Annotated in this window: 12 protein-coding genes; all 12 read right to left on the bottom strand. The window is 51.1% G+C overall.

Going from position 1 to position 12,200, the window contains the following annotated elements; translation table 11 throughout:
* Positions 1 to 219: 219 nt before the first annotated feature.
* Positions 220 to 2,049: a glutamine--fructose-6-phosphate transaminase (isomerizing) gene (gene glmS / locus V2154_RS21630; RefSeq protein WP_353503778.1), complete on the bottom strand. Its 1,830-nt coding sequence runs from the start codon at positions 2,047 to 2,049 to the stop codon at positions 220 to 222.
* A 220-nt stretch (positions 2,050 to 2,269) separates the two neighbouring features.
* Positions 2,270 to 3,640 carry a bifunctional UDP-N-acetylglucosamine diphosphorylase/glucosamine-1-phosphate N-acetyltransferase GlmU gene (glmU, locus tag V2154_RS21635; RefSeq protein ID WP_353503779.1) on the bottom strand — a complete coding sequence of 457 codons (1,371 nt, stop codon included), beginning with the start codon at positions 3,638 to 3,640 and terminating at the stop codon, positions 2,270 to 2,272.
* A gap of 288 nt (positions 3,641 to 3,928) precedes the next feature.
* Positions 3,929 to 4,351, bottom strand: coding sequence for a F0F1 ATP synthase subunit epsilon (locus V2154_RS21640; RefSeq protein WP_034794353.1), 423 nt, complete (start codon positions 4,349 to 4,351; stop codon positions 3,929 to 3,931).
* Between the two features lie 27 nt (positions 4,352 to 4,378).
* Positions 4,379 to 5,761 (bottom strand): F0F1 ATP synthase subunit beta, encoded by a 1,383-nt coding sequence (gene atpD, locus V2154_RS21645; RefSeq protein ID WP_034794356.1) that lies wholly within the window; start codon positions 5,759 to 5,761, stop codon positions 4,379 to 4,381.
* Positions 5,762 to 5,793: 32 nt separating this feature from the next.
* Complete coding sequence (atpG, locus tag V2154_RS21650) at positions 5,794 to 6,657, bottom strand: F0F1 ATP synthase subunit gamma (RefSeq protein WP_034794358.1); 864 nt, start codon at positions 6,655 to 6,657, stop codon at positions 5,794 to 5,796.
* 70 nt (positions 6,658 to 6,727) lie between these two features.
* On the bottom strand, positions 6,728 to 8,269 hold the full coding sequence (gene atpA / locus V2154_RS21655; protein ID WP_034794361.1) for a F0F1 ATP synthase subunit alpha: 1,542 nt from the start codon (positions 8,267 to 8,269) through the stop codon (positions 6,728 to 6,730).
* A 12-nt stretch (positions 8,270 to 8,281) separates the two neighbouring features.
* Positions 8,282 to 8,815, bottom strand: a complete 534-nt coding sequence (gene atpH, locus V2154_RS21660) for a F0F1 ATP synthase subunit delta (protein ID WP_034794363.1) — start codon at positions 8,813 to 8,815, stop codon at positions 8,282 to 8,284.
* Between the two features lie 14 nt (positions 8,816 to 8,829).
* A complete protein-coding gene (gene atpF, locus V2154_RS21665) occupies positions 8,830 to 9,300 on the bottom strand; it encodes a F0F1 ATP synthase subunit B (protein WP_034794365.1) in 471 nt (156 codons plus the stop codon).
* Between the two features lie 65 nt (positions 9,301 to 9,365).
* Entirely contained in the window at positions 9,366 to 9,605 is a 240-nt protein-coding gene (gene atpE / locus V2154_RS21670; protein WP_034794367.1) for a F0F1 ATP synthase subunit C, read from the bottom strand.
* Between the two features lie 49 nt (positions 9,606 to 9,654).
* Positions 9,655 to 10,437: a F0F1 ATP synthase subunit A gene (gene atpB, locus V2154_RS21675; RefSeq protein WP_154145800.1), complete on the bottom strand. Its 783-nt coding sequence runs from the start codon at positions 10,435 to 10,437 to the stop codon at positions 9,655 to 9,657.
* 22 nt (positions 10,438 to 10,459) lie between these two features.
* Complete coding sequence (gene atpI / locus V2154_RS21680) at positions 10,460 to 10,858, bottom strand: F0F1 ATP synthase subunit I (RefSeq protein WP_034794371.1); 399 nt, start codon at positions 10,856 to 10,858, stop codon at positions 10,460 to 10,462.
* A 650-nt stretch (positions 10,859 to 11,508) separates the two neighbouring features.
* Positions 11,509 to 12,129, bottom strand: a complete 621-nt coding sequence (gene rsmG, locus V2154_RS21685) for a 16S rRNA (guanine(527)-N(7))-methyltransferase RsmG (protein ID WP_353503780.1) — start codon at positions 12,127 to 12,129, stop codon at positions 11,509 to 11,511.
* Between the last annotated feature and the right edge of the window lie 71 nt (positions 12,130 to 12,200).

Raw genomic sequence — 12,200 nt, forward strand, 5'->3', positions numbered from 1 at the left:
GGCTACTTAAAGTGTTTGGCACAGGAGGAAAATAGGACAGTTTGGTGACAGTAAAATGTACGTTATATGACAGTTTTATGACAAAGGTCACAAAATAGCCGATGCGGGCAGGTTCTTGAGATTTGGAGGGTAAAAAGCCGACCCGGAGGTCGGCTTAAGCTGTCACATTCCAGTAATACCCTAAATCATTCGCGTTGTAGCGCGAAGGATGACGGGTATTTATTCTACGGTGACAGACTTCGCTAGGTTACGTGGCTGATCGACGTCGGTACCTTTGATCAGGGCAACATAGTAGGAAAGCAGCTGTAACGGCACGGTGTAGAAGATGGGGGCGACGATTTCTTCCACGTGTGGCAGTTGGATAATCTTCATGCCGTCTGAGTCGGTGAAACCCGCATCCTGATCGGCGAAGACGTACAACAAGCCGCCGCGCGCGCGCACTTCTTCAATGTTCGACTTCAGCTTTTCCAGCAATTCGTTGTTAGGTGCTACAACGATTACTGGCATATCAGCATCAATCAGCGCCAGCGGGCCGTGTTTCAACTCACCCGCGGCATAGGCTTCAGCGTGAATATAAGAAATCTCTTTCAGCTTCAGCGCACCTTCCATCGCGATCGGATATTGGTCGCCACGGCCCAAGAACAGGGCGTGATGCTTGTCAGAGAAGCCTTCGGCCAGAGATTCTATAGTTTTATCCAGCGACAGCATCTGTTCGATACGCGCAGGTAAGGCCTGCAGCGCGTGCACGATGTCGTGTTCGACCTGAGCGTCCATCCCTTTCAGGCGGCCCATACGCGCCACCAGCATGAGCAGAACGGTTAATTGGGTGGTGAACGCTTTGGTGGATGCCACGCCGATTTCGGTGCCCGCCTTGGTCATCAGTGCCAGATCCGACTCACGCACCAGCGAAGAACCCGCCACGTTACACACGGCCAGCGAGCCCAGATAACCCAGCTCTTTGGACAGGCGCAGCGCTGCCAGCGTGTCAGCCGTCTCGCCGGATTGCGACAGGGTGATGATCAGGCTGTTCGGGCGCACGGCGGATTTGCGGTAGCGGAATTCAGAGGCGATTTCGACATCACAAGGCATGCCAGCCAGAGATTCAAACCAGTAGCGCGCCACCATGCCGGAGTTGTAAGAGGTCCCGCAGGCAATAATCTGCACATGCTGCACGCGAGACAAGATCTCGTCGGCTTTCTCACCCAGTTCGCTCAGATTCACCTGACCCTGGCTGAAGCGACCTTCCAGGGTGTTTTTAATCGCCAGAGGTTGCTCGTAAATCTCTTTTTGCATGTAGTGACGGTAAACGCCTTTATCACCGGCGTCATATTGCACTTTAGATTCGATTTCAGCGCGATGTATCGCGTGACCCTTATTGTCAAAGACGTTCACCGTGCGGCGGGTAATTTCCGCCACGTCGCCTTCTTCAAGGAACATGAAGCGGCGAGTGACAGGCAACAGGGCAAGCTGGTCAGACGCGATGAAGTTTTCACCCACGCCCAGACCAATCACCAGCGGGCTTCCGGAGCGCGCGGCCACCAGCACGGACGGATCGCGACGGTCCATCACCACCGTGCCATAAGCGCCACGCAGTTGAGGAATAACGCGCTGAACCACTTCCAGCAGCGTGCCGCCCTGCAATTGCTCCCAATGAACCAGATGGGCAATAACTTCGGTATCTGTTTCAGAATCAAAGCGATAACCGCGTTCGATCAACAGAGCACGCAGAGGTTCGTGGTTTTCGATAATACCGTTATGCACCACGGCAATGTAATCAGACACATGCGGGTGGGCATTCGCTTCAGAAGGCTCGCCGTGGGTCGCCCAGCGGGTGTGCGCAATGCCGGTGCCGCCGCTCAAAGGCGTTTGTGCCAGAGCATCAGCCAGCATTTGCACTTTACCTACGCGACGTAGACGATTCAGCTTGCCATCGGCATCGACCACCGCCAGACCCGCTGAGTCATAACCGCGATACTCAAGGCGGCGTAAACCTTCTAACAGAATTTCTGCAATATCACGTTGCGCTACTGCGCCAACAATTCCACACATCAGTTTTATTCCTATTTAAAGCCTGTTCACAGACCTTATTTTTGTCGCCTGACCTGATTGATATCCGGATTTTTTCCGGGTTCCCCGAGCCTTGTAGAAGTTGGGGATTATTATGTTTTGGTCTGCATTTCCGGAGAAAACGCAGACCAAAACATAAGTCTGGTATCAGAAAAGCACGCCGAAACGTGCTTTGTCTGAGTTAACTATAGCGGCTTAAGCATTACTTCTTTTTCACCGGGCGCTGCCAGTCAGGCTTATGCACCTGCTGTACGCGGCTGATGACCAAGCCGTTTTCTGGCACGTCGCGAGTCACCGTAGTGCCTGCGGCGATAGTCACGTTGTTGCCGACGGTAACGGGCGCCACCAGCTGGGTGTCTGAGCCAACAAAGACGTCGTTGCCAATCACCGTTTTAAACTTGTTTACGCCGTCATAGTTGCAGGTAATGGTGCCCGCGCCGATATTCACGTTATCGCCAATTTCCGCGTCGCCAAGGTAGGAGAGATGGCCAGCTTTTGAGCCTTTGCCCAGTCGCGCTTTTTTCACTTCGACAAAGTTACCGACGTGCGCGCCCTGCGCCAGCTCGGCACCCGGGCGTAGGCGGGCGAATGGCCCCACGGTACATTCAGCTTCCAGCACGGCGTTTTCGAACACGCTGTACGGGCTGATTTCGCAGTCATCGCCAATCACGCAGTTTTTCAGCACGCAGCCCGCGCCGATTTTCACGCGGTCGCCAAGCTTGACGTTGCCTTCGATGATCACGTTGGCGTCGATCTGCACATCAATGCCGTGCGACAACTCGCCGCGCAAATCAAAGCGGGATGGGTCTAATAGCATGACGCCCGCCAATAATAGGCGCTCGGCCTGCTCACTCTGATAAACGCGCTCAAGGCGGGAGAGCTGGAGGCGGTTGTTCACACCATCCACTTCGCTATTACGGGCTGGGTGAACCGTGGCAATCTGGTGCCCTTCTGCATGGGCCATGGCAATAATGTCGGTGATGTAATACTCACCCTGCGCATTATTGTTGTTGAGTTGCCCCAGCCAGCGTTTTAGCGATGCGCCTTCAGCCACCAGAATACCGGTGTTAATTTCTTTGATTTTCAACTGCTCGGCGTTGGAGTCTTTCTGCTCAACGATGCCAGTCACCGTGCCATTTTCACGCACGATGCGGCCATAGCCCGTTGGGTCATCCAGCACCACTGTCAGTAAACCAATGCCACCGTCCGGTTTGGCTTTCAGCAGATTATCCAGCGTTTCAACAGAAATCAGCGGGACATCGCCATACAGCATCAACACGTTTTCATCATCGGCAAAGTGCGACGCGGCTTGCTGCATCGCGTGCCCGGTGCCCAGCTGCTCGGCCTGAAGCACCCAATTCAGCCCCTCTTCGGCCAGCGACTGCTTCAGCAAATCGCCACCGTGGCCATAAACCAGATGAACGTTATTCGCACCTAGATGGGTCGCAGCATCGATTACGTGCTGAACCATCGGCTTACCAGCCAGAGGATGAAGAACTTTAGGAAGGTTGGAGTACATGCGAGTCCCCTTGCCTGCGGCAAGGATCACAACACTCAATGCGCTGTTAGACATAGGTAACCTGACAAATCCAATTTGAGGGACAAAAGTAACCTGTTAAGCAACAGAATTACTACATATTTCGCTTTGAAAAATGCCCGCAAGCCGCAGCCCGCAAGGCCTGAGCAGGGCATAGCCAATATAAATGAAATCGGCGATAAAATGCCTGATTTACGCAGTAGTATTCCATTTAATGGCGGGCCTTGTCATAAGAATAAGATGCAAAACCCCCCTTATTTATTGCCCAAAAAAAAGATAGCCAAAAAAAAAGCGACCCGAAGGTCGCCTTTTCAACTGATGTCGTTACATCGCTTTTCTGGTCAACTCGATAACGCGAAGTTTCGCGATCGCTTTAGCCAGTTCCGCAGACGCCTGAGCGTAGTCGACGTCGCCGTGAGAACCACTGATGTGTTCTTCCGCTTTACGCTTAGCTTCAAGCGCTCGCGCTTCGTCGAGGTCTTGCCCACGGATTGCAGTGTCAGCCAACACGGTCGTTGCGCTCGGTTGCACCTCAAGGATGCCGCCGGAAAGATAGATATACTCTTCTTCACCGTGTTCTTTAACAATGCGCACCATACCAGGCTTGATGGCGGTGAGCAGCGGAGCATGCCCCGGGAAAATACCCAGTTCGCCTTCGCTACCCGTCACCTGGATCTTTTGTACCATGCCAGAAAACATTCTCTTTTCCGCACTGACAACATCCAGATGGTAAGCTTTTTCAGCCATGTCATCCTCTCTCACAACAAGCTAGCGTTACAGTTTCTTGGCTTTTTCCACTGCTTCTTCAATGGTGCCAACCATGTAGAACGCTTGTTCCGGCAGGTGATCGTAGTCGCCGTCCATAATGCCTTTGAAACCACGAATGGTATCTTTCAGCGATACGAACTTGCCCGGAGAACCGGTGAAGACTTCGGCCACGAAGAACGGCTGGGACAGGAAGCGCTGAATCTTACGCGCACGGGATACAACCAGCTTGTCGTCTTCTGACAGCTCGTCCATACCCAGAATCGCGATGATGTCTTTTAGTTCCTGGTAACGTTGCAGAATAGACTGCACGCCACGAGCCACATCATAGTGTTCCTGACCAACAACCAGTGGATCCAGCTGACGGCTGGTAGAATCCAGTGGGTCAACCGCTGGGTAGATACCCAGTGACGCGATCTGACGGCTCAGTACCACGGTCGCATCCAAGTGGGCGAAGGTGGTGGCTGGAGATGGGTCAGTCAAGTCATCCGCAGGGACGTAAACGGCCTGAACGGAGGTGATAGAACCACTTTTGGTCGAGGTGATACGCTCTTGCAGAGCACCCATCTCTTCCGCCAGCGTTGGCTGATAACCTACCGCCGATGGCATACGGCCCAGAAGTGCGGACACTTCGGTACCCGCCAGGGTGTAACGGTAAATGTTGTCAACGAACAGCAGTACGTCACGACCTTCATCACGGAATTTCTCCGCCATGGTCAGGCCGGTCAGTGCAACGCGCAGACGGTTACCTGGTGGCTCATTCATCTGACCGTAGACCAGGGAAACTTTGTCGATAACGTTGGAGTCAGTCATTTCGTGGTAGAAGTCGTTACCCTCACGAGTACGTTCACCCACGCCTGCAAACACGGAGTAACCGGAGTGCTCGATCGCGATGTTACGGATCAGCTCCATCATGTTTACAGTTTTACCAACACCCGCACCACCGAACAGACCGACTTTACCGCCCTTAGCGAACGGACACATCAGGTCCATAACTTTGATACCGGTTTCCAGCAATTCTTGGGAGTTAGCCAGCTCTTCGTAAGAAGGTGCTGGACGGTGAATTGCACGACGTTCTTCTTCGCCGATTTCACCTTTCATGTCGATTGGTTCACCCAATACGTTCATGATACGACCCAGAGTCGCTTTACCAACCGGAACTTCAATTGGGTGTTCCAGGTTGTTCACTTTCAGACCGCGACGAAGGCCGTCTGAGGTACCCATTGCGATACAACGAACAACGCCGCCGCCTAACTGTTGCTGAACTTCCAGAACCAGTTTGGAGGCACCGTTTTCTACCTCAAGAGCATTGTACACGTTCGGTACTGCATCCTGAGGGAACTCGACGTCCACCACGGCGCCGATTACCTGGATAATCTTTCCAGTAGCCATCTTGAATCCTCTACGTAATTCGTAAACCTAGCTTAAACCGCGGAGGCTCCCCCGACGATCTCGGTGAGTTCCTGAGTGATGCTGGCCTGACGAGCTTTGTTGTATACCAACTGCAGCTCTTTGATCAGGCTGCCGCCGTTATCGGTTGCGGCTTTCATCGCTACCATTCGCGCGGCCTGTTCGCTGGCCAGGTTTTCTACGACGCCCTGATAAACCTGAGATTCCACATAGCGACGCAGGAGGGTATCCAGCAGTGCTTTAGGATCTGGCTCATACAGGTAATCCCAGGATTTCTTCGCCAGTTCGCCATCTTCTGCCGGTGGCAGAGGCAACAGCTGAACGATGCGTGGTTCCTGAGACATGGTATTGACGAATTTGTTGCTAACAACGCATAACTTGTCTAAACGACCTTCATCGTAAGCCTGCAACATCACTTTTACCGGTCCGATAAGTTCTGACAGAGAAGGGTTATCCCCCATGCCAGTCACTTGGGCAACAACGTTGCCACCTACGGAACCGAAGAAAGAGGCTGCTTTGGAACCGATCAGGGCTAAGTCAACCTCAACGCCTTTCTCGGACCAGCCTTTCATCTCTGCCAGCAGTTTTTTGAACAAGTTAATGTTCAAGCCGCCACAAAGACCACGGTCGGTAGACACCACCAGATACCCAACGCGTTTAATTTCACGCTCATCCAGGTACGGGTGCTTGTATTCCAGATTACCTAACGCGAGGTGACCGATCACTTCACGAATGGTTTCTGCATAAGGACGGCTGGCCGCCATGCGATCCTGCGTTTTACGCATTTTGGAGGCGGCGACCATCTCCATCGCTTTAGTGATCTTTTGCGTGTTTTGCACGCTGCTGATCTTACTACGTATCTCTTTTCCGCCGGCCATCTCTGCTTCTCCTCATTACCAAACGGCCTGCTGCTGGTCTGCTAAAGCAGGGCAGCAGGACCGCTTAGTGTTACCAGGACTGGGTTGCTTTGAAGGTATCGAGGATATTTTTGAATTTACCCTCGATCTCATCGTTGTACGCACCAGTTTGGTTGATTTGTTGCAGAAGCTCTGCGTGCTCGCGGTCAGCGTAAGCCAACAGCGCAGCTTCAAAGCTACCGACTTTAGACAATTCAACGTCTTCCAGGTAACCACGTTCTGCTGCGAAGATAATCAGTGACTGCGCTACGATTGACATCGGCGCGTACTGTTTCTGTTTCAGCAATTCAGTCACTTTCTGACCGTGGTTCAACTGTTTACGCGTTGCTTCATCCAGATCGGATGCAAACTGGGAGAACGCAGCCAGTTCACGATACTGTGCCAACGCGGTACGAATACCACCGGACAGTTTTTTCATGATCTTGGTCTGAGCTGCACCACCAACACGGGATACGGAAATCCCTGGGTTTACCGCAGGACGGATACCGGCGTTGAACAGGTTTGATTCCAGGAAGATCTGACCATCGGTAATCGAGATTACGTTGGTTGGAACGAACGCTGAAACGTCGCCCGCTTGCGTTTCGATGATTGGAAGCGCAGTCAGGGAACCGGTTTTGCCTTTCACTTCACCCTTGGTGAATGCTTCAACGTACTCGGCGTTAACACGCGCAGCACGCTCCAGCAGACGGGAGTGGAGATAGAAAACGTCGCCTGGGTAAGCTTCACGACCTGGTGGACGACGAAGCAGCAGGGAAATCTGACGGTAAGCAACAGCCTGTTTAGACAGGTCATCATAAACGATCAGTGCGTCTTCACCGCGGTCACGGAAGTATTCACCCATTGCGCAGCCGGAGTACGGTGCCAGGTATTGCAGTGCAGCAGATTCTGATGCAGTCGCAACAACAACGATGGTGTTTTCCAGTGCGCCGTGCTCTTCCAGTTTACGAACCACGTTAGAAATGGTGGACGCTTTCTGGCCGATAGCCACATAGATACATTTGATGCCGGAATCGCGCTGGTTGATGATCGCATCAATTGCCAGAGCAGTTTTACCAGTTTGACGGTCACCGATGACCAATTCACGCTGACCACGACCGATTGGGATCATGGCATCAACGGATTTGTAGCCTGTTTGCACAGGTTGGTCTACGGATTGACGTTCGATAACGCCCGGTGCGATAGCTTCAACAGCTGAGAAGCCGTCGTGTTCTACCGGACCTTTACCGTCGATTGGCGCACCCAGGGTGTTAACAACGCGACCCAGCAGGCCACGGCCAACTGGAACTTCCAGGATACGGCCAGTACATTTAACTTTCATACCTTCGGCGAGGTCAGCGTAAGGGCCCATTACAACGGCACCTACGGAGTCGCGCTCCAGGTTCAGGGCGATAGCGTAACGGTTACCCGGCAACGCAATCATTTCGCCTTGCATGACATCGGCTAAGCCGTGCACGCGGATGATCCCGTCACTGACGGAAACGATAGTACCTTCATTGTGAGCTTCGCTCACCACATTGAACTGAGCAATGCGCTGCTTGATCAGTTCGCTGATTTCGGTGGAATTCAGTTGCATGCTCCAGTCCCCTTAAGACTGCAAGACGTCTGCCAGGCGTTCAAGACGACTGCGAACGCTGCCATCAATCACCATATCACCTGCACGGATTACGACACCGGCAAGAACAGACTTGTCAATTTTGCAATTCAGCTTAACTTTGCGAGACAGACGTTTTTCCATCGCAGCAGCAATCTTAGCCTGCTGATCTTCGGACAGTGGAGTTGCTGAAGTAACTTCTACTTCGGCAATGGCCTCTAAAGAGGCACGCAGTTCGATGAACTGTTGCAGCACTTCCGGAAGAACGCGTAAACGTCCATTTTCAGCCATAACCTTAATCAGATTTTGGCCTGCGTCGTCGAGTTGTTCACCACATACCGCGATAAACGTTTGAGACAGAGTTTCTGGTGCTAAAGCCCCGGAAAGCAGTTCTTCAATTTGTTCATTGCGTGTGACTTCAGCCGTGAACGCCAGCATGGACTGCCAGCGATCTAAGCTTTGGTGCTCAACGGCAAAGTCAAAAGCTGCTTTGGCGTAGGGGCGAGCTACAGTTACAAATTCAGACATCAGCCCCTCCCTCCTTACAGTTCAGCGACCAGTTTATCAACGATGTCGCTGTTAGCAGCTTCATCCACGGAACGTTCGATGATCTTCTCGGCGCCAGCAATGGCCAAAATCCCGACTTGCTTACGCAACTCTTCACGGGCGCGTTGGCGTTCGGCGTCGATCTCTGCCTTAGCTTGCGTCACGATCTTGTTACGTTCCTGCTCGGCTTCGGCTTTCGCTTCGTCGACGATCTGCGATTTACGCTTGTTCGCCTGTTCGATGATTACCTGAGCTTCAGCTTTAGCTTTTTTCAGTTGGTCGGTCGCATCGGCTTGCGCTAAGTCCAGCTCTTTTTTTGCACGTTCTGCGGAAGACAAACCTTCAGAAATCTCTTTCTGACGTTTTTCGATGGCAGCCATAATTGGCGGCCATACGTACTTCATGCAGAACCAGACAAACAGGACAAACGCGATAGCCTGGCCGAGGATTGTTGCGTTAAGATTCACAGCACAATGCCTCTTTCAAAGTGAATTATTTGATGTAGTTCGAATAACAGTGAGCGAGCTCAGTGTTACGCGACAGCAAACATCACGTACAGACCCAGACCAACAGCAATCATTGGGATTGCATCGACCAGACCCATAACGATAAAGAACTGTGTACGCAACAGAGGGATCAGGTCAGGCTGACGTGCAGCACCTTCCAAGAATTTACCACCCAAGATGCCGATACCGATTGCAGCACCGATTGCCGCCAGGCCCATCATCAATGCGGCAGCCATGTACAGCAGATCCATACTCAGGTTTTCCATGACAGTCTCCAGTTTGTTTCAGTTAAAACGCAGTAGTGTTGAAAGAAAATCAGTGTTTTTCAGATGCCATCGAGAGATAGACAATCGTCAGAACCATGAAGATAAAAGCTTGCAGCGTAATGATCAGGATGTGGAAAATGGCCCAAGGCACACTCAGAATCCACTGTGACCACCACGGCAGCAGGCCAGCAATAAGGATGAAGATCAACTCACCCGCATACATATTGCCAAACAGTCGCAGACCCAGTGAAACTGGTTTGGACAGCAGGCTGACACCTTCAAGAATCAGGTTAATCGGAATGAAAACCGGATGATTGAATGGCTGCATTGTCAGTTCCTTAACGAAACCGCCAACGCCTTTCATCTTAATGCTATAGAAAAGAATCAGAATGAATACGCCAAGCGCCATCGACAACGTGATGTTCACGTCGGCCGTTGGTACAACACGCAGAGCAGGCAAACCAAGTAATCTTTCACCGATGGTCGGTAAAAAATCGATTGGCAGCAAATCCATCATGTTCATTAAGAACACCCAGACGAAGACAGTCAGAGCCAAAGGGGCGATGACTTTGCTTTTGCCGTGATACATGTCACGCACGTTGCTATCGACGAAACCTACAACCAGCTCGATGGCCGTTTGCATTTTTCCTGGGACACCACTGGTGGCCTTTTTAGCGACGCGATGGAAAATAACCAGAAAGAGTACCCCGAGGACCACGGAGAAAAACATCGAATCGATGTTAATCGACCAGAATCCCGTCCCTACCTGAAGCTGTGTCAGATGGTGACCGATATACTCTTGTGGAGTAGAGATTTCTCCTGATGCAGACATGATGCCTCTTACCCTTTAGTAGTTAAGTACGGTAACTGTTAATGACGGCCGGTGCTAAAATCTGAGTCATCAACACCGATAAATAAGCCAAACCAAGCGGAGCAAAAACCGCCTTAAACAGGCCCAGCGCGATAATCATCAAGATAATCGTTATCAGAACCTTCAGCGCTTCTCCGATGGCAAAAGTCCAGGCAACTCGTCCAGAAACCGCTGTTTGCCCCTGCTGACGCATTGCGAAAAGCGTGAACAATACATTCGGTAGCCATGCGGCCATTCCGCCCATTAAGCCAGAAGTGGTCCACGTCAGGCTTTTAAAGCCAAATGCAGCACTGAGCAGAACAAAGGTCAGTAACTGCAGTATTAACAGCTTTCTGGCCACCTTCGCGCCGTTCTTGCTGTACAAAATACCTGATACAGACATGACGTTTGTTCTCTCCGTACTAAGTACCTAGCTGGAGGTATGCTGAGTGCCGTATATCATAGCCTTTACGGTTTTGAGTCAAGCAGCAAAAAACGAGCAAATTATACGGGCCACTCAAACGAATTCAATGGATAAGTAGCGAAAAGGTGAACAATTATTTAAATTTTAAGCTTTATGGCTATTTTCATAAGCAAACTATAGTCGTAAATGGCCTTTCGGCATTTGTACGAGTATTCCATTGCTTAACAAAGAAGCGTGCGCCCGATCACATAATTACTATTTTCAGCTGCTAATACATCATCGGTAAAGCTAATCCTTAGCTATTCTGGCCTTTTAAAAGTAATAAAAATCAATAGGATGGTTATTTGGTAGCCTTAATTAAAACGGAATGCAAAATAACTGCACTTCCCTGAAACAATAACCCAACAAATAACAACATTTTCATTACATGAGTTTTATCTTAGCCAGTGCCACTTTTTATTTTCAACCGTAACTATTTCCTGCCTGATTAGATCTGAAAGGTCATACAACTGCTATCAGAGTGTAAAAATGAGGTAAAACTCAAACGGACGGCATTAATTTAATTAGCCTGCTTATTTTACCTTTCATACACATTTGAAATTTTGACGATTTATTGACTCATCGCAAATTTAGTTTGCCTTAAGGACAACTAAATGACGCTCGCCTTCCAGTTCCGGAACCTTTAATTTTACGATCTCTTCCAGAGTAACCCCATCTGGTAACGAGTCTAGCTCATCATCCGGACGCACGCCCTTCAACGCGTAGAAACGCCCCTGCCCTTTCGCCGGCAAATGGTGACACCACGACAGCATATCTTGCAGCGAGGCGAAGGCGCGGCTAATCACGCCGTCAAATGGCGGCTCGGGGATAAACTCTTCCACGCGGCTCTGTACCGGCTCGACGTTCGTCAGCCCCAGCTCATGCTGCACCTGGCGTAAGAAACGCACGCGCTTGCCAAGGCTATCGAGCAGAGTGAAGTGGGAGTCAGGGCGAACGATAGCCAGCGGGATGCCCGGCAGGCCAGGCCCCGTGCCGACGTCAATAAAGCGCGAGCCGGTCAGGTGCTTATTCACCACGATGCTGTCCATGATATGGCGAACCAGCATCTGCATAGGGTCACGAACCGAAGTCAGGTTGTAGGCTTTATTCCATTTGTGCAGCATCTCGACATAGGCCACTAACTGCTGTTTTTGCTGATCGGGTAACGATAATCCAGCCGCAGCCAGCAGCGAGTCTAATTTCTTATGCACAATGAGGTCCTCTGACAAAAAACATGTCCGTTCGAATTGGTGAAGAATGATAAATCAGCTGATGGAGCGGG

It is taken from the genome of Ewingella sp. CoE-038-23 (assembly GCF_040419245.1).
In the GTDB taxonomy this organism is placed as follows: domain Bacteria; phylum Pseudomonadota; class Gammaproteobacteria; order Enterobacterales; family Enterobacteriaceae; genus Ewingella; species Ewingella allii.